Raw genomic sequence first — 22927 nt, forward strand, 5'->3', positions numbered from 1 at the left:
CACCTATTCCGGTTGACTGGTGGACGGCAGCGACGCGGCTTCCGCCGTCGTTGCCGGGCTTTGACGGAGATAGTGGAGGATAGCGAACTCTCCTGCCGGGTCTTTCACCGCCTTGGAGCGGATAATATCGACATAGTCGGCGGTAGCCTCCCATGCCTCCCAGTCGGCCAGTTCCATGGCCACAAAGCCTGCCATTGGTCTTCGCACCCGAATGAACTGGCGATAAGCCTCCACGACCCTTCCCCGCGGCACGGAAGCGTCCGCTTGCCCATGGACGCTGAGCGCCAGCAGGGCGGCCTCGATCTCCGGCAGTGTTCGCGCGCGGTCGGCAAAATATGTCTGCTCGAGCCATTCGATCCGGCTCGGCCCGCGCAATTCGAGATCCGCCGCCAACATGGCAGCGAGGTTCGTAGCATCCCGCGCACTCCGAGCCGTGGCGATGCGCTGCTCGAGTGCGTTGGCGTCATCGGGGCCACCGGCAATGCCGATCAGCAGCGTGTATGCCGGAAGCCTGGAAGCCAGTCGGGGATCCACGATCCACGTTGCTATTTTCGTGGCGTCGAGCCGAGGCTCGAGCGTCCGGATGGCAGCATAGGGGGCCCTCGAGAGTTCGCCATATGCGATCTCGGCCGCCAGCGGATCGGTATCTTCGAGATGGGGCGCGACGACGGCGAGGCGCTCATCCCATTCGGCATCCGTGAGATACGACCCCATGGATGCAATTTGCTGCCAGTTTTTCGTCGGGCGGCTCTTCCCACCGCGGTTGGTGGCGACAAACTGTCGGAGCCAATCAGCATGGTCAGCGTCGATCGCACCGATGCTGGCCCATTCTTCAGACAGTTTGTCCCGGACGAGCAGCAACGGTTTCCCGCTGGATACCGATGAGGGCTCCTGGCGAAGCACCGGTCCGTCCAGGGACATCGTCGGCTCGGCCTTCGTAGCCGACAGGCCGGGCTGCGCTATCGTCTCGTCCGTTGTCGCATGTCCCTTGATCACCTCGACGACACGGAACTGCCCTTCATTGGCCAGCGGAACGGCGAGCACGGCGTCCGCGGCCGAGTCCAGCCTCTGTCCCAGCGTGATCGTGATGCCCGATAGGCACACGCGACAGGCATGGGCCTGGCTGCCAAGAGCAAGCAGCAACGCAATGCCAACCATCAGCCGCGACCACGCTGCCCAGAACGGCAATCTCGCCGACATTGGTCTCCCTCCATCAGGAACCAGCCCGGCCGCCGGATAGTTTCTTCCGGCGGCCGGCTTTCGTGGTGCCTCAGAACGGCGACTTCTGCTGATCCAGCGGGTCGAGAACCTGCGGCATCGCCACCACCTCGTAGTTGGCAAAGCCGAACTCGTTGCTGCGAGCGGCAACGTATTTGTCGCCGTGCTTGTAGACCGTCACCTCGTACGGCGTGTTGTCGAGGGTGGTCACGATGGCGCCGTCCTTGATCTCGTAAGCGGTCCCGCTGCCCAGCAGGCCACCATGCATCACGTCGCCGACTTCGCTCGGCAGAGGCAGCGATCCGCCCACATTGTTGATGAGCCGTTGGCCCGACGTGGTCCAGGAGATGCTGAAGACCTCGCCTGTCGGGGTGTTTTTTACCCAGGTGGTCTTGCCGACGATAAGGTCTTTCAAGGCCGCATCATCGAGAGCGGTGGCACCCTGCTGCTTGAGGTCGGCCACAGTGATGCCCTTGGCTGCCGCCTCGCGTATTTCCCTGGTCGGCGCGTACCAGATCGGCGAACTCCATGCCCGCTCCTGGATCGTCGCCGCCACATTGTCGGGCGGCGCGATGCCCAACTCCGCGGCCTGGATGGTCGTCCAGCGCGGGGTCGGGATTTCGAGGGCCCTGACATAGTAGAATGCGTCCAGGCTCGGATCGAACTCGGGATCGGTCCAGACGCCTTTGAGTTCAACCGCCCCGATCGTGTTGGTATAGGTCGCGTTGACCAGGTTGACGGTCGATCCGATCGGCGGGACCTGCCCGCTGAAGGGGTCGGGCGTGCGATTGCCCGCCCAGGCGACATCGAAGACCTTTTCGAAGCTCTGGCCGTGCTTCGTCCAGCCCTTCACGATCTGGATGCGGTCGAGATTGCCCGAGGTCGGGTCCTTGACAGCCCAGACGATGAAGGACGGAGCCCGACCGCCGGGCAGCGGCGGAAGGTCGCTGCCCATCGGCACGCCTCCGGCATAGGCCGTCTTGACCCAATCCGCTTCGTTGGCAACGTTGGCCCAGTCCGGGCCGCCGAAGAAGCGCAACTTGATGTGTGGACCGCTGGTGGCGAAGGTTTCCTTGCGCTGCATCGCGTCGAACAGCGACTCGCGGGTATTCTCTTCGGCCCACACTCCGGTCAGGCCAGCCGGGTTTTCGAGCCGAACGTCGAGCCCGGCGAAAACAAAGCCCGACATCCGTTGCTTCACATCGCCGTCGGCCTTGCCGTGGCCGCCGAAGAAGTTCGTCTGCCGATACGGAACGCCTGTGTTGTGAGAGTCGGAACCGCCGACGAAGCCCATCTTGTAGGGGTTGTAGCCACGCGCCTCGGCCATCGACAGGCCGTCCTTCAGCGCCTGCCTGACATAGCTGCCCGCGACATGCGGGAACCGCCCGGCCGGATCGCCAAGCAGGTAGGTGAGGATCTCGAAATTGGCGAATTCGTCGTTCGGTGAAAGCGTCGGGTGCGTTTCGGAGGCACCCTTGATCTGCTTGACTTCCGTCAGTCGTTCGTTGCGGTCGCGCGACGCCGCCCAAGCCGCGTCGATCGGACGCCCCTTCTCGTCGATATCGGTCGGGAACATGTGTCCGTCCGACAGATTGGCATTGTGCGAGATGGCAAGCAGCTCGTTGCCGGCTTCGCGTTGCTGGTCCATCCAGGCCCACAGATCCGATGGTTTGTCGGAATCGATGGAGCTGTAGGGCAATTCCGGGACCTTGGCGCAGTCGCGGAAGAAGATATTCCGGTGCATGTTCCGGTTGTTCGGCGTCGAGGTCCATTCGTACGAACAGAACGCCGTGAACTTGCCCGGCTCGTTGGCCTTGTCCGCTATGGCGACGTTCTCCTTCCAGACGGTTCCGGCCACCTCTGGAGAGATCAATTCCTTGATCGGTTTGTTCTCGGTGATGGTCGAGCCGAGCCAGAGATAGATGCGCTGGACGTCCTCGGGCTTGCGGACGATGAGCTTCTGGGCGATCGGCAGCTTGGCGATTGCGGAGCCCGGCTCGTTGGCGAGGCGCACCGTACCGACATATTCGGAATGGTCGGTCACACCCATCCAGTCCAGCGGCGTCTCGATCTTGATGTCGTAGCCGAGCGGATGCTTGATCGGCTGCCCCTTGGCGTAGGCTAAAGCGTCCGCCGGACCGGTGAGCGTATTGCCGAAGATATAGGCGTCGAACGACCAGCTCGTATGGACATGGGTCTCGCCAAAATATGCCTGCCTTTCCTGGGCGTGGGCGGAGCCCAGAACAAGCAGGGTGGCAACGGAAGCAAGCAACGCAGTTTTTCCGCGCAACCTATGCATGGTTGGTACCTCCTTTGGTGTTCTCATCGATCGCAAGTCCAAGCTGGCGGATCTTGTTACCGCCTGACCAGTTCAATCTCGCTCGGCCGCCATTCCTTGGCGAAGAAGGGCTCGAGCGGGCTGTAGAGTTGCAGGATCGTGAACCAGCCCTACTTCGGGTCGGTCTGGATCCAGTTGCCGCGCGGGACGCCCCATGGCTGCTCAGGCGCGAACCAGACCGTGGTCGAACCATCGGCATCGGACTCGGCGGCGGGTGACGGATAACTCTGGCTAGCATCGTCATCAACGTGGCGAGAAGGCAGTGGATTGGCTTCATGGCCTGTTCCTCTCGCCTCATCTCTTCGGGAACAGCAGCGTGACGCCTGCCCGCACACCGATGCCGTCAGGCCCGCTTTCGGGGCTCTCGGCCCAGTAGCGAAGGCCGGCGAACAGGCTGACTGGCTGCTTCTCGATCTTGATAAGCTTCGCCACCTGGAAGTTGATCGGAATAGACCACTGGTCCATTTCCCAGTCGTAGGTGCTCTCGGTGTTGAGCGTGAAAGTCCAGGCGTCCTTGGTCGTGTATGCGACGAAGGGCTGCAGGAAGGTGGAGTTGATAGCGCTGCGATCGTCGTCGCCGGCGAATGACCAGATGTGGTTTGCGAGCGCGCCAACGGTCCATGGCCCACGCTGGGTAAGGACGACCGCCGTCGGCCCCGCGCCCCATTTTCCACCTCCGAGCAGATCGTCGGTTGCGGTAGGCAACAGGATGACCGGACCGGCACCCCAGATGATTCCGTACTCGGTCGGTTTGGCAGGCGACAAGAACAGGCTCTGGGTGGTGTCGCCGAGCCCGAATTGGTCGCCGGACGGTCCTGCTATGTCATTCTGCCAGGCGATCGGCAGGATGGTCCGGGAAATAAGGTTCCACTCGTCATTGAGCGTGATCGGGACGACAGGCTGCACATTGACGTAGGCTTTGTCGCCGTCGTTCGGCCCGTAGCCACTGTCGTAGTTGAACTGGAACGGTACACTGATCAGCGAGGCGACCGGGTTGGACAGTTTCTTGGCAAGGTCCTGAGCATCGTCTTGCGCCGAAGCGGTGGTGCAAACAAGCAGGGCGGGAATGAGGAGGCTTGGCACTCGCACGGATTGAGGCTCCTTCGTTTTCTCCTAGTACAGGAACGCCCGGCGGTAGCCGCGCCGTGCCACGCCGGCATAAGACAGCGGTGTCCGTGGCATGCCGATGATGTCGATGAAGACGGATACCTCGGAGCCCGTCTCGGGCATCTCGCCGCCGACAACCTTTACCGTGTAGGTCAGATCGTTGCCGCTCAACTCCGGGTTCTCGAGTACGACGACGACCTGTGTGAGTTCGCTGCCTTCGAGGATCGACAGGTCGGCATTCGGCGGGTCGGAAAGGAAGCTGTCCTTGCCCGTGCTCCAGAACGGGATGAACGCCGCCGTATCCATGTTTCCGGCAATGCGGTCAGGGCGATCGGAGAAGAACAGCGTCGTCGCGCCCACATCCTTCAGCGTCAGCTTGCTCGACGCCTTGTCGAATGTCATTGCGTCCGCCGTCTGGACGAACAGGAAGTCGGCCATGTCATCGGCCGCCTCGGCCTGGCTCGGCCTGACCGTTGCCGCCGCGGTGGCGGCCATGGCCGCCAGCAGGAGGTGTCGTCTGGTCGTCATCTCTCTCTCCGATTGCTGGTTGTGGTTCAGATGACCCGTCGTCCCCTCTGTTGTGAAGGTAAATAACTGTATCCCACAGAGCCAATCGGCGCTGTATCAATGTGCGATTGCGGAGACTACGCCGGGGAATTCCAGCCCTGCCTTCTTCAGAGATCCGAGAAACATCTCGACATCTTCAGACCGGGCAAACCGTAACGAAGTCTCTTCGGCGAGATTCCTCACCAGATCGGGCTCATGCTCAACGAGCCAGGCCCGTTCGCGTTCGGCGTCGGCCTTAAGACCTCCTTCCGCAAATATCGCAGCTGCAATCGCGTGATAGAGTGCGTTGCCTGAAACGTCTGCTTTCCTGATCCACACTGCGGCCTGCTGGTGGTCGCCGCTGAAATACGAGCAAAGGGCCAGTCCAACCTCATAATACGAAAGAGGCCCTGGATTGCGCTCACGCGCCTCTGCGACCAGTGCGCACCCTTCGTTCCAGTTTCCAGACAATGCCAGCCGATAACCGTACTCGCCCATGAGTTCGGTGTCGTTCGGGTTGATCGCCATAGCGCGGCTGCCTATGCGGCGCGCCGCATCGAACTCCCTTCTGAAATAGAGTGCGAACATCTGCGCCTGCAGACCCCGGATACTGAGCGGTTCCAGCTCCACGGCCCGCCGGGCGGCGGCAAGCGCCCGATCCAGTGACGCCGGCGACCAGGCGGGATCGAACGGATAACGGAACCGGACATCGTCGATGTATGTCTGCGATAGAAGCGCCCAGCCCGTCGCGTAGTTGGGAAAGCGCTCGACTGCCTTCTCGAGACAGGAGCGCACCGATGAACGAGCCGCCGGATCGAAGTTGGCCCGGTAGGCATAGTAGGAAAGCGTGCAGGAATATGCGGCCCAATTGTCAGGAGGGTTGGGGACGACGAGCCGGGCGTCCGCCTGAAAGATGACGCCATAGGACTGCGCCAGGCTCGTTGCCACGTTCTGGGCGACGTCGGCCTGGGCTTTCAGAAGACCGGGTACCGTTGTCGCTCCGTCGTAGCTTTGCGCCCAAAGCACGGAGCCGTCCGCTCTGTTGAGCATGCGGACCCGAAAACGGAACCTATCGGCAGACAGGTCCACGCTTCCCGCAAGCACATATCGTACCTGCGGCAGCGTCGCCGAGGCCGGCGACTGGACAACGACGATGTCCTTGAACTTGGAGAGGTGGCTGATGACCTCTTGCGTGAGCCCGCGGGCAAGGGCGGCGGATTCATCCGTCCCCGTCAGATCGTCGAACCACTCTACAAGCAACCGCGGGACTTCCGGCTTGCTTGGACCGGGCCGGGACGAATAGCCCAACCAGGCCAGCACGATCGCGGCCGCGACGAATATCGCTGCGGCCAGTGCAATCGACGGATGGCTTCGCCACCGCCGCTCCATCTGTGCGCGAGCGGGCGTCGCGGCGGGCTCTTCGGCGACGGGATCGGGAATCGAACGCAGCGAGAAATTCGGGACGTAGCCGCCCTTCGGAATGGTGATGAGTATGGGATCAGCCTGCCCCGCGGTCAGATAATATCGTTCGATCGCCCTGCGGAGGTGGCCGGCTTCGACACGGACGATCGGGTCCGCCTGCGGGTCGAAGGAAGCGTCGCGGCCAAACACTTCGACTGCAATCGAATAGGCCTTGATGCGGCTGCTGCGTCCCGCCAGGGTTTCATCGACGACATAGGTGAGAAACCGACGCTCGCGATCGGTCGCGTCAAACTCTGCGCTGTTCAGGATACGTTCGAGTTGCTCGCGACAGTTCTCGACCGATACATCGCTTTCTCCTCCGGGGGTAGTTTCCGCGCGGATCACAAGACTTCCCCCGTCTGCCATGCTCGCGGATCGAATCCGCATTTCTTCATAAGTTACATGATCGTCCATGTAAATTACATATCGTTGCTGGCCCCTGCAAGTGTCCGCGATTTTAATGGTCAATCAACGGATCGCGAGATGAAGATTGTACCGGAAAGCAGTCGGGCAGCCTTGTCGGCGGCACTTCGCCGGTTTCCTGAACTTGAGCTGACCATCCGCCGGATGATCGTGGCGGATCAGAATTTCCGGGACATGTGCGAGGAACTGGCGGAAGCGGAAGCCGCGCTTTCCAGGGCCGACCAACTGCCGTTGCCGATCCGTGCTGCGAGGAAGGCCGAGTGGCAGGACCTGGTGGAGCGGTTGGCGCGCGAGGTCGATGCTGCTCTGCAGGAGCAGCAGGCGGTCACCCGATCACATATCATTCCCCCTCGATGATGCCGATCACCTCTCGGTCTTGCCGGTTCCTGGACCTCGGGGAGGTTCCAGGTCCGTGATGCGGCTCCTGCTCCGGCTGCCTGCTGCAAGCCTTGGCTGCGACCGGCAGCTTGGCCGAAACCTGCTGCCCTTGCAGGCGGATGATCGCCCTGGGGGCGGGCTTTTGCGGGTCATGCCGGGGCTATCCTGGGCACGCTTATTTCATGTAACGTACGGTAAGATACCTCCTCAGGTGGTCCCCGGCACAGCAGGGTGCAACCGGTGTTTCCCTCCCGGAGATCAAAGATGAACATTACCCGTCGAACTCTGACTTTTGCTGGCCTGAGCTTGCTTGCCAGCGCGTCGTCGATTTCCCTTGCGCGTGCGGACTTGGGCGATGGAGCCCTGCATATCGGCGAGGACCTGGAAGAATTCTGGATAGCCACCGACGCATATATCTATGGCTATCCGCTGGTGACGATGGAGATGACCCGCCGCGTCATGACGAATGTCGCCGAGGCTGTCGGTACCCGCGCCCCGATGGGGCATATCATCAAGTTGCGCCAATATCCCGACGCTTCGTTCAGGGACGTGACGGCGCCGAATGCCGACACGCTCTACACGACCGCCTTTTTCGATGTCGGCAAGGAGCCCTATGTGCTCAGCGTGCCTGATATGAAAGGGCGGTATTTCCTTCTGCCGATGCTCGATGGATGGACGAATGTCTTCCAGGTGCCGGGCAAGCGCACGACGGGAACCGGCGCCCAGACCTATGCCATCACGGGCCCCGGCTGGACCGGAACGCTCCCTGAAGGCGTGACCCGATACGAATCTCCGACCAACATTGTCTGGTTGCTGGGCCGCATCTACTGCACGGGTACGCCCGAAGATTACGCGGCGGTGCATGCCCTTCAGGACGAGTTCAAGCTGGTGCCGCTCAGTGCCTACGGCAAGGACTACACGCCTCCGCCCGGCAAGGTCGATCCGTCGATCGACATGAAGACCGCCGTGCGCGACCAGGTCAATCGGATGGACGCGGTCGAATATTTCACGCTCCTTGCCGAACTGATGAAGGCAAATCCGCCGTCCGACGCGGACGCACCCGCGCTGGAGCGCTTCGCGCGGATCGGGCTTGTCGCGGGCCAGGATTTCGACGCCAGCAAGCTGAGGGCCGACTTCCACAAACGTGTGCCGACGATCGGCTTCGACCGGATCATGCTGCAGTTCAAGATCAACAGCCAGGTGAAGGATATCAACGGCTGGGCCTTCACGACGAAGACAGGGCTGTACGGAACCGACTATCTCATGCGGGCTCTGATAACTGCCATCGGGCTCGGCGCCAACCGCCCTCAGGATGCGGTCTATCCGACGTCGGAGAAGGATGCCCATCGCCGCTCCTATGACGGCCGGAGGAACTACGTCATCCATTTCCCGAAAGGCCAGACGCCGCCGGTCTCGGGCTTCTGGTCCATCACCATGTATGACGAAAACTTCTTCTTCGTTGCGAACCCCATCAACCGCTACTCGATCAGCCCTCGTCAGGATCTGAAATACAACGCCGACGGATCGCTGGATCTCTATCTGCAGAACGTGTCTCCGGGCGCCGACAAGGAAGCGAACTGGCTGCCCGCGCCGGCGGGCAAGTTCTTCCTCATGATGAGATTGTACTGGCCGAACGAGAACGATCCATCGATCATCGACGGAACCTGGACGATCCCGCCGGTGGAGGTAGCCGACTGATCCCGGCATAGGCTTGCTTTTGCGGCACCTTGCTGATGCCGAGATCAGAGGGTGCCACGCGCCTGATCGACGCGTGGCGCTCTCGTCAGAGGAGTGAAGAAGTGCCGCCCATTCAATTGAAGGAGAACAGACCCATGGCAATCAGAACCATGATGCTCGCGGTGACGGCGGTTGCCGGAATCGCGTTATCGGGCGGCACCGCACTCGCGCAGGACGCTATTTCTGCCCCTGCGACGAAATCGATCGGCGCCGCGAAACCCAAGATCGAGCCGGCCCTGATCGTGCTCAACTCCAAGGGAGCGAGTCTTGCCGGCGGCAAGCTCGTTCTGTCGGGCGTGTCGCCGAATTCCATCATGTTCGCCGACCGTCCGGTGCGCGCCGCGGGCCATGTGCTTACGGCCCATCTCCTCGAGGAGTGGGCTGTCGGCAGCGACAGCTTTGCCAAGGACCCTCCGAACGCGACCGTGTCGGTTCTCAGCAAGGACGGCAGTTCCGTCCTGGACGCCGTCGTCACGCTCAAGACACCGAAACTGGAGGGCGAGACGCTGACTTTCGACGTCGACGTTCTGGAGGGGAGCCTTGACGGCGGCGATGGTCCTGCCTCGACGTTCATCGACATCATCGGCATGCCCTTCACACCGCTTTCCTTCGCCGGAGCGGCACGACGGGCGGCATATCGCGGAGCCTGGTACGCCGGTGCGGCTGCCGGCGCCGCTGCGGTGGCGGCTCCCTACTACTATCACCCGTACTATCATCCCTACGTGCGGCCCGCGTGCGGCTTCTACCCGTATCCGCCCTGCTACTGAGGCCCAGGTTCAGGGGATAGTGCGGTGCGCAAGGCGGAAAAAGCTAGAGCAATTCCAGCAAAAGTGTGAAGCAGTCTTGCGTCCGGAATTGCGTAGAAACAAGAAGATAGAGCATTTCCGCGATTCGGAGAAAAGCGGAAATGCTCTAGGCCCTTTTGCAACGGAAGTAGTCACCCGCCGTGCTGAATGACCGGTTCAGTGCTCCGTCCCCCGACCAGATTTCTCAGGTGATCTCATACGCGATCGCCCCGTTCTTCCTACTTGGTGTGGTCGCGAGTTTCGTTTCGGGCTGTTCACGCTTTCCCTTCTTCTGCTATCGGTCGCGCTTATCACGCTCGGACGCGAAGTCAGGATTGCGCTCAACGAATATGACCATCATGCTGTTGGCAGGGATTGACGGAGTTTGTGATGAAATTGCGATAGTTATGTATTAGATCTAATGATGACGTGATTCATGATTTTCTTGAGAAGGAATTGTTATGAAGAGTCTGAAAAAGGCCTTCCTTGTCTGTGGTTTTCTCTGGGCGATCCCGGCGGCTGGCGCTGATTTGACCCCCGAAACGCCGCCCGCTGCCGAGAGCGGATGGACATTTTCGGTCACGCCCTATTTCTGGGCGGCGGGTCTCTCCGGCGAGACCTCCCAGTTCGGTCTGCCTGTCGTCGACATGAACGCGAGCTTCAGCGACATCCTCGACAATCTTGATTTTGCCGCGATGCTGATGGGTGAGGCACGCAAGGGGCGATTCAGCCTGTTCGGCGATCTGATCTACACGCAGCTTTCCTCCGGCCGTGCGACGCCGCGCGGCATCCTGGCGACCAGCGTCAATGTGGAGGCCTCGACTTTCGCGGGGCTGGCCGGCGCGGGCTATTCCGTATTGGAAGGTCCGGCGGGCCGGCTGGACGTCGTCGCCGGCATGCGGGTCTGGTCGGTCGACACCGATATCTCCTTCAGCGGCGCCTTCCTCGACGGGGTGATGCGCAGCGACGGGGCGACCTGGGTCGACGGCCTCGTCGGTATCAGAGGCAAATACGCCTTCACCCCCAAATTCTATGCCACGGGCTGGGGGCTGGTCGGCGCCGGTGGGGCGAACCTCGACTGGGATGTCGCGGCGGTCTTGGGCTACAACATCAACGAACGGTTCTCCGCGACCCTCGGCTACCGTGCGCTGGGCGTGAACTACAGCAGCGACGACTTCCTGTTCGACGCGGTGGAGCAGGGCCCGATCGCAGGACTGACGATCAACTTCTAGTGTCGTGATTTCGAAGTTCGCATGATTTGATATCGAGCTCGGAGGCGAACTTCGAAATCAAACTGACACTTGGAATCGATAGTTTGCCGATGCCCCTTTTGTTCTGAAATTCGCTCCGAGGTCGGTATCGCGAAATTCAGAATCGGGGCATTGGCGTTCCTACGACCGTTCCGTGTACAGGGGGACGTGCGCGTATTTCGGGAAAGGGCGTGTGTCCATATGGAGTGCAATTCAGCCGTCCGCCCGACAATGGGTCATTTTCGGCGAGGCGTGTTCGGCGCGCTGGCGATTGCAGCCTTGTCCACTGCCCTGCTGGCGGCGTGCGCCAGCCGCCCGACAGGCGTGCTGCAACCCGTGGCGGCTTCGCCGTCGGCCAGCCAGGTCGAGATGCTTGTCACGACCATGCGCGATCGTTCCGAAAACCCCGGCGAAATGTTCAGCGGCGAGCGTGCGCTCGAACCGGCCTTTGCCGAGATCACCGTATCGATTCCTCCCAGCAGCGTTCGCAAGGTCGGTGAGGTCGCCTGGCCGCGCCGGCTTCCGCCGAACCCGGCGACGGATTTTGCGGCGGTCAAAGCCGAGCAGATCAATCGGGAGACGGCCGAGAAGTGGCTGAACGCCGCCGTGCACAAGAGCCCGGATCGCAGCGTTCTCGTCTTCATCCATGGATTCAACAACCAGTTCGAGGATGCCGTCTTTCGCTTCGCTCAGATCGTTCACGATTCGAATGCGCGCACCGTCCCCGTGCTCGCGACATGGCCATCGCGCGGCAGCCTGCTCGCCTACGGCTATGACCGCGAAAGCACGAACTACACCCGCAATGCGGTCGAGCAGCTGTTCCAGTATCTGGCACGCGATTCGGAGGTAAAAGAGGTCTCGATCCTCGCCCATTCCATGGGCAACTGGCTTGCGCTCGAATCCTTGCGCCAGATGGCCATCCGCAACGACGGGCTGCCGGCCAAATTCAAGAATGTCATGCTGGCGGCGCCTGACGTGGACGTCGACGTCTTTCGTTCACAGATTGCCGACATGGGCGAGCGGCGACCTCATTTCACGCTCTTTGTGTCGCGTGACGATCGCGCATTGGCCGTTTCCCGGCGCGTCTGGGGCAATGTCTCCAGGTTGGGAGCTGTCGATCCGGAACAGCCGCCGTACAGGGAAGAACTCGCAGCGAACGACATTACGGTCCTGGACCTCACAAAAATCAAGGCGGGCGACGATCTGCATCACAGCAAGTTCGCGGAGTCGCCCGAGATCGTCCAACTGATCGGTACCCGCCTCTCGACCGGCCAGACATTGACCGACAATCGGCTGGGGCTCGGGGACACGATCGTGTCTGCGACCGCGGGGGCTGCACATACGGTCGGAACCGCCGCGGGCCTGGTTGTCGCCGCTCCGGCGGCAATCGTCGATCAGAACACCAGGCAAAACTACGCCCGTCACGTCGAGGCGCTGGTCGGACCTGCGACGGGGGAGAGCCTCGCGTCGCCAGGCACCGAAGCAGGCAAGTGATCAGGCAGCAGCCGTAAGGCCGCCCACGCGGCTGACCTCCAGCTTCGCTCCGCCGGTTCCGTTCCGGCCAAACTTCTTCAGGAGCCGCAGCGGCGCAGTTGTGTGGCGTAGCGCTGCGCCATTTTTTCGGTGTCGCGTGCGTAGCGCTGCACGCCGGCGTCCCATTTGCCGCGCTTGTAGGCGCCCCATCCGGAATAGTAGGCGAGATAGAGCCGATAGGTGTCGTTGCGCGATACGCCGTAGGCGTCGACGGTCTTGGAATGGTACCAGCCGACGAAATCCACGGCGTCGCCAAAGTCGTTGCGGCGCGCGGCGAAACTGCCTGTCTCGCGCTTGTACTGCGCCCAGGTGCCGTTCAGGGCCTGCGAGTAGCCGTAGGCGCTCGACTGGCGTTTCCAGGGAATAAAGCCGAAGAGCTTCGTGCGTGGCGGCCGGGCGTTGGCCTTGAAGCCCGATTCCTTGCGCACCGTCGCCATCAGCACATGGGTGGGGATGCCATATTTGCGTTCGGCGCGCTTGGCCGCCCGCTGCCAGTTGTCGAACCAGCCGTCGCGCTGGTCGAAAACGGCGCAGATGTCGTTGATGTGGCGCGGCGGCGTTGCGCAGGCCGACAGCGCAAGCAGTGATATGACCGGTACAATTTTACTAAAACTCGCCCCACGCATTGGGCGAGGTCTAGGCGAAAAACTTAAAGGGAGTCTTTAGACATCCGTTAACGATTCGGCCCCACGCCTCCCGCCGCGGTGGGAGGGGTGGAAGGACGGTGGAAGCGGAAGGGGCGGCAGGTGACATCCGGGCGGCCTGGGTGTCCAGCCGGGCCTCGCCCTCCATCAACTGCCCCGTCTCGCCTGGACGTTGGCGAAAATTGCCGTTTCCTTCCAATTCGGCCCCGTGCGGTAACGCTCTGTTCATCCCTGTCGGCGAGAGTGGCAACGCGGCCATGTATTGAGTTCCGCCTCAGGCAACAGGCCCATCCTGAAAGGGGTGGGCCTTTTGTGCGTGCGCCCTGCACGGGCGCATTCGCGCGGATGGTGATTTCGACGCGAGCCCGTCCCGGCGAATGAGCGTGCAGCGCAATCGCTTCTTTGCCAGCCGATGCGCGTCCGTTCCGACAGGATGCCCCTGTTGCTGCGATCAGTGCCCGCCCAGGACCAGAGTCTGGATCGGCAGAAGCAGCGCCTGCATCCGCAGGATCATCGCATGCACCACGCCGGTGGCGTCGATCGCGTGGAGCACGAAGGCGCGGAAGGCGCCGATGTCGGGGTCCTGCAGCGCGTCGTGGTTGCTGGTATAGGCGTTGGCGATGCAGCTGCTGCCCTGGGGCAGATCGTCGAGCTGGCCCGCAAAGAGCGGCTGCATGATGACGGTGATCGTTCCGGGGCGCGCCATTTGCCCGACGTCGACGAGCTGGTCGGTCGGACGGATCTGGCCGCTGGCGATGACGTGCTGAACCTCCGTCACCACCATCGGGACAATGGTCCAGGGCTTGGCGATGCAGGCGACCTCGCCGACCATCCCGGGCCTTATCACCTGCGCCTCGATCTGCCCGAAACCGGCGATGAGGCCGGTGACCTTGCGCTCGGGCACCAGGATGCCGGCGGGCCGGAGCATCGGGTTGACGACATCGCCCGGCCTGAGCGCGAACTGCTGGACAATGCCGTCGGTGCCGGCGACGACGAGGGTCTTTTCGAGGTCGACCCGCGCCTGGTGCAGCGCGGCCTCGGCGCTGGCCTTCTGGGCGGGGAGCTGGAAGTCGATCTGCGACACGATGGCCTCGCGGGAAGCCATTGCCGCGTCCACCACGCCCTGCTGGGTGTCGACCCTGACCAGCGCCTGCTCGACTTCGCGCTCGGGGATGGCGTTGGGATTGCGCCGGAACAGGTCGGCGCGGGTATCGTACTCGTCCTGCGCCTGCCGCAGAACCCCGCGCGCCTGGGCGATCCGGCCGTCCGCTTCCTTGAGCTGCGACCGGGCGACGACCATGGTGGCGTCGATCTCGGCGATCCGGCGCTTGGCGGTCTCGACGGCCGCCGCCTGCGCGGTGCTGTCCAGTCGGAAGAGGGGCTGGTCCTTTGCCACCTTCTGATTGATCTCGACGAAGGTCTCCGCCACGCGGCCATTGGTCTCCGGCAGGATGGTGACGGTGCGGAACACGGAGGTGGCGGCCTTGGTGGAAGGGTGGAAATAGAAGATCGTGGTGATCAGGCTGACGGTCAGGATCAGGCACAGGGTGATCCCCCAGCGCAGCTCATACCAGACGGAGAACAAGGTGATCTCGCGGCCGATCCGCTTGCCCTGCACGAAACGGCGGTAGAGGAAGTCCGGCAGGATCGTCAGTATCGAACAGAGGAACAGTTCCAGCATGGCTCAGGCCCTCTTCTGCTCGCGCGGCAGTGGCTCGGCTGCCGAGGCCGGCGGAACGGCGGGTTCGTCGTCTTGCGCCGGCGCGTCCGGCTGGTTGCGTCCGGCCATCCGCCCCAGTGACCTGGCCATCGAGTTCAGCGGGGTCGAGAAATCAGGCAGCGGGACGAGGGCGAGCAGCAGCGCGGCGATCCAGAACGCATGGTTGTGGGTGAAGAGCGCGATGAGCGCCAGCACCGCGACGATCTCGAACTGCACCTTCTGGCCGCGATGCGCCATCTGCTCGGGAAGCGCATGGAGCTTGAAGTAGAAGATGCCGATACCGACCACGGCGAGCAGCACCGCGATGCCCGTCGCCACGAAAAGCACGTCGGCCTGCCCGGGTGCCGCGATGAAGAACGGCAGGTGGTGGGGCGCCGCGGGGTTGATCGCTGCTTCGTGTTCCATCAGGCGGCATCCTTCCGGTCGGAGAACCGCGGTGGCAGGTTACCCCGCAGCCCGCCGCGCATACGTCTGATTGTCATGACGAGCCCCTGGCCTCGGCCGACGATGGCGCGGCGACGGTGGCTGGACTTGCGGTCTCGCCATCTCCGGCTGCTGGCCAGGAGGTCGGAAGCGTCAGTTTTTTTCGGGGCAGCCTCCCAGGCATCGGCGATTTCAGCTTGCGCGCCACTCGGAAACTCCCAACTTCAACTTTGTCAGGTTGGTGCGGTGGTGGGGACGTTGTCAAGGGAAGGCCCGACTTGTCCCACAGCGGAGTCCTGCTTCCCGAGGATTGGGGGCTGTACGGATTCTCCGATGGCGAAGAAGCCTGCATTGGCGCAGCGACCATGCCGGCAGGGCTGCTCGAAAACCCTTGGCGGCGGCAAGTCGGTACCCTTGCGCGTCATGCATCGGGCTGGCGATCGGGATCATTCCATGTCCGTCTGGCGTTTGAGCTGAAATAAAGCGCTTGTGGTGACGAAATTCCGACAACGCACGGACGACTGCGGTGCTTCGATGCCGGCATGGACCGCAGCAGACGCAGTGCCGAGCGTATGCAAAGGAGGGCGGGGGAAACGATCCCGCAGCTGCCGCCGCGGATTGTGCGCAATCCCTACCCGCCGATGGAGCTCCTCTCCGACGACCAGGTCGAGGCCATCCATCACGCATCGCTTCATATGCTGGAGGATCTCGGCATCGAGGTGATGAACGCATCGGCGCTCGACCTCCTGGCCAAGGCAGGGGCCGATGTCGACCGGTCGTCCCGGGTGGTGCGGCTCGATCGGGGTCTTGCCGCCGAGGCGCTGGCGTCGGCGCCGCAAAGCTTCACGCTCACCCCGCGCAATCCGGCGCATGCCGTCCATGTCGGCGGCGACGTCGTCAATTTCACGCTGGTCGCCGGTCCGCCCAATGTGCACGACCGCGAGCGCGGCCGCCGCTCCGGCAACAAGCGCGACTATGACGACCTCGTCCGGCTCGCCCAGCATTTCAACTGCATCACCATGCTCGGCAACCAGGTCTGCGCGCCGGTCGAACTGCCGGCCAATACGCGCCATCTCGACACCTATCTTTCCAACCTGACGCTCACCGACAAGGCGTTCCACGTCTCGGCGATCGGCGCGGGCAGGGCCCGCGACGGCATCCATATGGCGGCGATCGCCCGCGGGCTCGAACCGGAGGCTTTGCGCGATGATCCGGCGGTGGCCACCATCATCTCGGTCAATTCGCCGCGCCGCTTCGACGAGGCGATGCTCGACGGCTTGATGGCGATGAGCGAGGCCGGCCAGCCGGTCTGCGTGACGCCCTTCACGCTGATGGGGGCGATGAGCCCGGTGACGCTCGCCGGCGCGCTCACCCAGCAGAATGCCGAGGCGTTGTTCGGCATCGTGCTCACCCAGCTTGTCCGCCGCGGCGCTCCTGTCATCTACGGCGCCTTCACGTCCAATGTCGACATGCGCTCCGGCGCGCCGGCTTTCGGCACGCCGGAGAACGCCAAGGCCAACGTCGCATCCGGCCAGCTCGCGCGCCGCTACCGGCTGCCCTATCGCACGACGCCGGGCTCGGCTTCCAACGCAGCCGACGCACAGGGCGCTTACGAGACGATGATGGCGTTGTGGGGAGCCGTCCTCGGCCACGGCAATATCGTCTATCACGCCGCCGGCTGGCAGGAGGGCGGGCTGACGGCCTCCTTCGAGAAGCTCGTCATCGACGTGGAGATGATCCAGCACATGATGGAATTTCTCCAACCGATCGCGGTCGACGAAAACGAACTGGCGCTCGATGCGCTCGCCCGCGTGCCGCCGGGCGGGCACTTCTTCGGCGACGCGCATACGCTATCCCGTTACGCCGACGCCTTCTACCGCCCGCTGCTTTCCAACTGGCAGAACCACGAAGCCTGGACCGAGGCGGGCGCGCTCGATGCCACGGCTCGCGCCACCGGCCTCTGGAAGAAGGCGCTCGAAGAATACCGGCAGCCGCCGATGGACCCCGCCATCCGCGAGGCGCTCGAAGCCTATGTCGCGCGCCGCAGGGATGAGATCGGGGCAGGGGAGCCGTGACGGCCGATCGTGTCCCATCGAGCCATTCTATGGCGAGAGATGGTCCGCTTTGCCGCCGAACGGCTGAAAGAACTGGGGCTGAGGCGGGCGCCGGCTATTGCAAGAAGAGCCCGCTGCGGCTGAAGCACGCTGCTGCTCGTCCAGGTTCGGACGGGGCTTCGTCATTCGCTTCATGTTGACCCTTGGGCCAACTTGATAGGGCCGTCCCAAATCATGACAATCGACGCGCAGACTTCCTCAATTGCCGCGCGAGTTCTTCGACGTGCGGACACGATGACCAGCAAACATGCGCACCTGAAGGAGCAAGCGATGAACCAGCTTAGTCATCCCGAAATTCCCGCCGGCGAGCAGGAGACGGCTCAGCTCGAACTGAACCGCCGGAGCATGTTGCTCGGGGGCACCGCGCTCGCGGCGGCCTCGCTTGTGGCGTCGACCACGGCGGTCGACAGGGCGCGTGCCCAGCAGCAGGCTGCCGCCCCCAGCGGCAAGATGCCCAACATCCTGGTGATCTTCGGCGACGACATAGGCATTCCGCAGATCAGCGCGTACACCATGGGTTTGATGGGCTACCGCACGCCCAATATCGATCGCATCGCTGCCGAAGGTGCGATCTTCACCGATTCCTACGGACAGCAAAGCTGCACTGCCGGGCGGGCTTCCTTCATCCTGGGACAGGAGCCTTTCCGTACCGGACTGCTCACGATCGGTATGCCCGGCGATCCGCACGGCATTCAGGACTGGATGCCCACCATCGCCGACGTCCTGAAGACCATGGGATACGCAACCGGACAATTCGGCAAGAACCACCTGGGCGATCGCGACGAACACCTGCCGACCAATCACGGCTTCGACGAGTTCTTCGGAAACCTTTATCACCTCAACGCGGAGGAGGAGCCGGAAGGCTATTTCTACCCCAAGGATCCAAAGTTCCGCGAGAGATATGGCCCGCGCGGTGTCATCAAATCCAGTGCGGACGGCCAGATCGAGGATACTGGACCGCTCAACACGAAACGCATGGAGACGGTCGACGAGGAGTTCCTGGCCGCTGCCGTGGATTTCATCGATCGCCAGCACCAGGCCGAGAAGCCCTTTTTCGTCTGGTTCAATTCAACCCGCATGCACGTGTTCACCCATCTGAAGCCGGATTCAATGGGCAAGACGGGCATGGGCATCCACGCCGACGGCATGGCCGAACACGATGGGCATGTGGGGCAACTCCTGAAGAAACTCGATGATCTCGGCATCGCCGACGATACGATCGTGATCTACACGACGGACAACGGGGCCGAGATCGCGCTCTGGCCCGACGGTGCAATGACCCCGTTCCGCAGCGAAAAGGGAACGACATGGGAAGGCGGCATGCGTGTTCCCATGATGGTGCGCTGGCCGGGCGTGGTGAAACCGGGCACGCAGATCAACGAACCCGTGACACTCATGGACTGGATGCCGACGCTCGCGGCGGCAGCCGGCATTCCCGACATCAAGGAGCAGATGAAGCAGGGTTTCCAGGCGGGGACAAAGAACTTCAAGGTGCATCTCGACGGCTTCGATCTCACCGGGCTCCTGAAGGGAGAGGCCGAGCAGCCTCCGCGCGATGCGGTCTACTATTTCGATCAGGGCGGCAATCTGAACGCGATACGCTGGAACGATTGGAAGCTGAGCTTTGCGACCGCGAGCCATGGCAATATCGCGACGGCGACGCGCGAGGTGCCGAGCTGGGCATTGATCACCAACCTGCGGATGGACCCCTACGAGCGTGGTCTCGAAGAGGGCGGCGGCGCCCTCGACTTCCTGGCTCGGAACATATGGCTGCTGGTGCCCATACAAGGCAAGATCAAGGAGTTCTTCCAGGACTTCGATCAGTATCCGTTCCAGACGGGAAGCTCTCTGAACGCAGGCGGCATAAATTACGGCTGGCTGCAGCAGCAGGCCGCGCTCAAGCGGCTCAGTGACCTTGAGAGGCTCGCGCCGCGATAGACTGCCTGGCAATGTCGCTGTGCGCATTCTTGTCGCGGGGTGACCGCTTCGTCACGCCTGATATCGACATTTCCCTTGCGGCGATGAACTGAATTCCGCGTCAGGCAAAAGACCCATCCGGCAGCGGCTGGGTCTTCCCGATCGTGCGCCATGTGTTTCCAACCAGTCCGTGTCAGGATTCGCCGGCGTCGGCCTCGTCGTACGGGGCAGTGCCAGTGGGGCGAACTGCCCGGCGAGGCGCCGCCAATCGCTTCCACGAGCTGCTGTCAAATGCTGTCGAGACGATTCGGAGTTTGCCGATAATCCGCTGAAATCGCGCCGGAAATCGGCCATGCCGTCGCAGGATCCCCGATAGGTCTCCACCTTCCGATGCCACCTCGCGGGCAAAACATGATCTGAATAATCAAGTATTTTCCGTCACTTATCTCGCTCCGAAGAAATTTGACCGATTGATAAAAAAACAGAACGTGCTAACCTCACGTCAAAACCGATAAATGGGGAATACCGATAATGGCGGAAGGACTCTTCAAACACGGCATCGCGGCGGGACGGCTGGCGCCGGCCCAGTACGCCGACAACTTCTCCGACCTGCACCCGCCGCTCGACGCTCACGAGGCGCTGGTCGAGGCGGATCGCTGCTATTTCTGCTACGATGCGCCCTGCATGCAGGCCTGCCCGACATCGATCGATATCCCGATGTTCATCCGGCAGATCGCGACCGGCAACCCGATCGGCTCGGCCAAGACCATCTTCGACCAGAACATTCTCGGCGGCATGTGCGCCCGCGTCTGCCCGACCGAGACCTTGTGCGAGGAAGTCTGCGTTCGCGAGACGGCGGAGGGCAAGCCGGTGCAGATCGGCCGCCTGCAGCGCTACGCCACCGATACGGCGATGCGGCAGCACAAGCAGTTCTACGAACGGGCCGCGGCGACCGGACGCAAGGTCGCAATTGTCGGCGCCGGGCCGGCGGGCCTCGCCGCCGCGCACCGCCTGGCGCGCTACGGGCACGAGGTCACCATCTTCGAGTCGCGGCCAAAATCCGGCGGCCTCAACGAATACGGCATCGCCGCCTACAAGAGCACCGACGACTTTGCGCAGGCCGAGGTCGACTATGTCACGGCGATCGGCGGCATCGAGATCGAGCATGGCAGGGCGCTCGGCCGCGACATCCACCTTTCCGAGCTGACGGCCGCTTTCGACGCGGTGTTCCTTGGGATCGGCCTCGCAGGGGTCAACGCGCTGCGCGCAGAGGGCGAGGATGCCGAAGGCGTCGAGAATGCCGTCGAGTTCATCGCCGAGCTGCGCCAAGCCGTAGATCTCGGCAGCCTGCCGGTCGGCCGCCGCGTGGTGGTGATCGGCGGCGGCATGACCGCGATTGATGCGGCCGTGCAGTCCAAGCTGCTCGGCGCCGAGGAGGTGACGATCTGCTACCGGCGCGGCAAGGAGCATATGAACGCCTCGGAGTTCGAGCAGGATCTGGCGGCTGCCAATGGCGTCGCCATCCGGCACTGGCTGCAGCCGAAGCGGGTGGTTTCGGAAGGCGGCAAGGTCGCGGCAATCGAGCTCGAATATACTGCCCTGAAGGACGGCAAGCTCGGCGGCACCGGCGAGACGGTCACGCTGCTGGCCGATCAGGTGTTCAAGGCGATCGGCCAGAGCTTCGAGCCGGCGGCGCTGAACGGCAGCGGCGCCAGCATCGGGCTCGAAGGCGGCCGCATCAAGGTCGACGAGGAGGGGCGCACCTCGCTGGCCAAGGTCTGGGCCGGCGGCGACTGCATCGTCGGCGGCGACGACCTGACCGTCTCGGCGGTCGCGCAGGGACGCGACGCGGCCGAATCCATCCACCGCGCGCTCACCGCGAACGGGAGGGCATGATCATGGCTGATATCCGCAACAACTTCGTCGGCATCAAGTCTCCGAACCCCTTCTGGCTGGCGTCTGCGCCGCCCACCGACAAGGCCTACAACGTCGTGCGCGCCTTCAAGGCGGGCTGGGGCGGCGTGGTCTGGAAGACACTTGGCGAGGAGGGGCCGCCTGTCGTCAACGTCAACGGTCCGCGCTACGGCGCGATCTGGGGCGCCGACCGCCGCCTGCTCGGCCTCAACAACATAGAGCTCATCACCGACCGCGAGTTGCAGACCAATCTGCGCGAGATCAAGCAGGTCAAGAAGGACTGGCCGGACCGCGCGCTCGTCGTCTCGCTCATGGTGCCCTGCGTGGAGGAAAGCTGGAAGGCGATCCTGCCGGTCGTAGAAGAGACCGAAGCCGACGGAATCGAGCTCAATTTCGGCTGTCCGCACGGCATGTCGGAGCGCGGCATGGGCTCGGCGGTCGGCCAGGTGCCGGAATATATCGAGATGGTGGTGCGCTGGTGCAAGGCCAACACCCGCATGCCCGTCATCACCAAGCTGACGCCGAACATCACCGATATCCGGCGTCCGGCACGGGCCGCAAAGGCCGGCGGCACCGACGCGGTGTCGCTGATCAACACGATCAACTCCATCACCGCGGTCGATCTCGACACCTTCTCGCCGGAGCCGTCGATCGACGGCAAGGGCAGCCATGGCGGCTATTGCGGACCGGCCGTGAAGCCGATCGCGCTCAACATGGTCGCCGAGATCGCGCGCGATCCCGAAACCCGCGGCCTGCCGATCTCGGGCATCGGCGGCGTCACCACATGGCGCGACGCGGCCGAGTTCCTGGCGCTCGGCGCCGGCAATGTGCAGGTCTGCACCGCGGCCATGACCTACGGCTTCAAGATCGTCGAGGAGATGATCGAGGGGCTGAAGAACTGGATGGACGCCAAGGGCCATGCCTCGCTCGACGACGTCGTCGGCCGCGCAACGCCCAACGTATCCGACTGGCAGTATCTCAACCTCAACTATGTCGCCAAGGCGCGCATCGACCAGGACGCCTGCATCAAATGCGGCCGCTGCCACATCGCCTGCGAGGACACGTCCCACCAGGCGATCACCAGCCTCGTCAATGGCCAGCGCCATTTCGAGGTGATCGAGGAAGAGTGCGTCGGCTGCAATCTCTGCGTCAATGTCTGCCCGGTGGAAGGCTGCATCACCATGGAGCCGCTCGCTGCCGGCGCGCTCGACAAGCGCACGGGCCAGCAGGTCTCGTCGGTCTACGCCAACTGGACCACGCACCCCAACAACCCGATGGCGAAGGTGGCGGCCGAGTAGGGAAGCAAGGTGCCAGCCTGGGGCCGAGCGTGTTGACGTGAAATAGGGGCATGGAGACAATCTCCACGCCTCTATGCCAATCGCTCGGCTTCACCCATGGCGTCTCTCGACTCCGGGCTAA

The 22927-nt window shown here is 63.0% G+C and carries 17 protein-coding genes and 1 pseudogene; 9 read left to right on the top strand and 9 right to left on the bottom strand.

The window, feature by feature from the left end:
- Positions 1-3 precede the first annotated feature (3 nt).
- The 6 genes and pseudogenes from JN302_RS18770 to JN302_RS18790 all read right to left on the bottom strand — a co-directional run bounded on the left by JN302_RS18770 (position 4) and on the right by JN302_RS18790 (position 7084).
- Complete coding sequence (locus JN302_RS18770) at positions 4-1200, bottom strand: hypothetical protein (protein WP_202334043.1); 1197 nt, start codon at positions 1198-1200, stop codon at positions 4-6.
- Positions 1201-1270: 70 nt separating this feature from the next.
- Positions 1271-3490: a DUF3604 domain-containing protein gene (locus JN302_RS18775; RefSeq protein WP_202334338.1), complete on the bottom strand. Its 2220-nt coding sequence runs from the start codon at positions 3488-3490 to the stop codon at positions 1271-1273.
- An 83-nt stretch (positions 3491-3573) separates the two neighbouring features.
- A pseudogene (locus tag JN302_RS39185) lies at positions 3574-3789 on the bottom strand (DUF1214 domain-containing protein); the annotation flags it as partial.
- 61 nt (positions 3790-3850) lie between these two features.
- Positions 3851-4624, bottom strand: coding sequence for a transporter (locus tag JN302_RS18780; protein WP_446720760.1), 774 nt, complete (start codon positions 4622-4624; stop codon positions 3851-3853).
- 45 nt (positions 4625-4669) lie between these two features.
- Positions 4670-5191: a hypothetical protein gene (locus JN302_RS18785; RefSeq protein ID WP_202334045.1), complete on the bottom strand. Its 522-nt coding sequence runs from the start codon at positions 5189-5191 to the stop codon at positions 4670-4672.
- A 96-nt stretch (positions 5192-5287) separates the two neighbouring features.
- Positions 5288-7084, bottom strand: a complete 1797-nt coding sequence (locus JN302_RS18790) for a hypothetical protein (protein ID WP_244846507.1) — start codon at positions 7082-7084, stop codon at positions 5288-5290.
- On the opposite strand from JN302_RS18790, the gene JN302_RS18795 reads away from it, so the two are divergent.
- The 5 genes from JN302_RS18795 to JN302_RS18815 all read left to right on the top strand — a co-directional run bounded on the left by JN302_RS18795 (position 7073) and on the right by JN302_RS18815 (position 12737).
- Positions 7073-7450 (top strand): hypothetical protein, encoded by a 378-nt coding sequence (locus JN302_RS18795; protein ID WP_342215978.1) that lies wholly within the window; start codon positions 7073-7075, stop codon positions 7448-7450. The two genes, JN302_RS18790 and JN302_RS18795, sit on opposite strands and share 12 nt — an antisense overlap.
- A 285-nt stretch (positions 7451-7735) precedes the next feature.
- Positions 7736-9169, top strand: coding sequence for a DUF1254 domain-containing protein (locus JN302_RS18800; protein WP_202314119.1), 1434 nt, complete (start codon positions 7736-7738; stop codon positions 9167-9169).
- Between the two features lie 134 nt (positions 9170-9303).
- Positions 9304-9975, top strand: coding sequence for a hypothetical protein (locus tag JN302_RS18805; protein ID WP_446720735.1), 672 nt, complete (start codon positions 9304-9306; stop codon positions 9973-9975).
- Positions 9976-10454: 479 nt separating this feature from the next.
- Positions 10455-11225 carry a hypothetical protein gene (locus JN302_RS18810; RefSeq protein ID WP_202334046.1) on the top strand — a complete coding sequence of 257 codons (771 nt, stop codon included), beginning with the start codon at positions 10455-10457 and terminating at the stop codon, positions 11223-11225.
- A 249-nt stretch (positions 11226-11474) separates the two neighbouring features.
- Entirely contained in the window at positions 11475-12737 is a 1263-nt protein-coding gene (locus JN302_RS18815) for an alpha/beta hydrolase (protein ID WP_202334341.1), read from the top strand.
- Between the two features lie 77 nt (positions 12738-12814).
- On the opposite strand, the gene JN302_RS18820 is transcribed toward JN302_RS18815, so the two are convergent.
- The 3 genes from JN302_RS18820 to JN302_RS18830 form a co-directional block, all read right to left on the bottom strand.
- The gene (locus JN302_RS18820) at positions 12815-13402 is read right to left on the bottom strand and encodes a transglycosylase SLT domain-containing protein (protein ID WP_202314121.1); all 588 of its coding nucleotides are present in this window, start codon (positions 13400-13402) and stop codon (positions 12815-12817) included.
- Between the two features lie 469 nt (positions 13403-13871).
- Complete coding sequence (locus tag JN302_RS18825) at positions 13872-15101, bottom strand: HlyD family secretion protein (protein ID WP_202334047.1); 1230 nt, start codon at positions 15099-15101, stop codon at positions 13872-13874.
- Between the two features lie 3 nt (positions 15102-15104).
- A complete protein-coding gene (locus tag JN302_RS18830; RefSeq protein WP_202334048.1) occupies positions 15105-15545 on the bottom strand; it encodes a hypothetical protein in 441 nt (146 codons plus the stop codon).
- A 560-nt stretch (positions 15546-16105) separates the two neighbouring features.
- On the opposite strand from JN302_RS18830, the gene JN302_RS18835 reads away from it, so the two are divergent.
- The 4 genes from JN302_RS18835 (at position 16106) to preA (ending at position 22806) form a co-directional block, all read left to right on the top strand.
- On the top strand, positions 16106-17638 hold the full coding sequence (locus tag JN302_RS18835; RefSeq protein ID WP_202334049.1) for a trimethylamine methyltransferase family protein: 1533 nt from the start codon (positions 16106-16108) through the stop codon (positions 17636-17638).
- A 384-nt stretch (positions 17639-18022) separates the two neighbouring features.
- Positions 18023-19615 (top strand): arylsulfatase, encoded by a 1593-nt coding sequence (locus JN302_RS18840; RefSeq protein ID WP_446720761.1) that lies wholly within the window; start codon positions 18023-18025, stop codon positions 19613-19615.
- 510 nt (positions 19616-20125) lie between these two features.
- Positions 20126-21490 carry an NAD(P)-dependent oxidoreductase gene (locus JN302_RS18845; RefSeq protein WP_202334051.1) on the top strand — a complete coding sequence of 455 codons (1365 nt, stop codon included), beginning with the start codon at positions 20126-20128 and terminating at the stop codon, positions 21488-21490.
- 2 nt (positions 21491-21492) lie between these two features.
- On the top strand, positions 21493-22806 hold the full coding sequence (gene preA / locus JN302_RS18850) for an NAD-dependent dihydropyrimidine dehydrogenase subunit PreA (protein ID WP_202314128.1): 1314 nt from the start codon (positions 21493-21495) through the stop codon (positions 22804-22806).
- Positions 22807-22927: the final 121 nt, after the last annotated feature.

Source organism: Mesorhizobium sp. L-8-3 (genome assembly GCF_016756615.1).
Lineage (GTDB): Bacteria > Pseudomonadota > Alphaproteobacteria > Rhizobiales > Rhizobiaceae.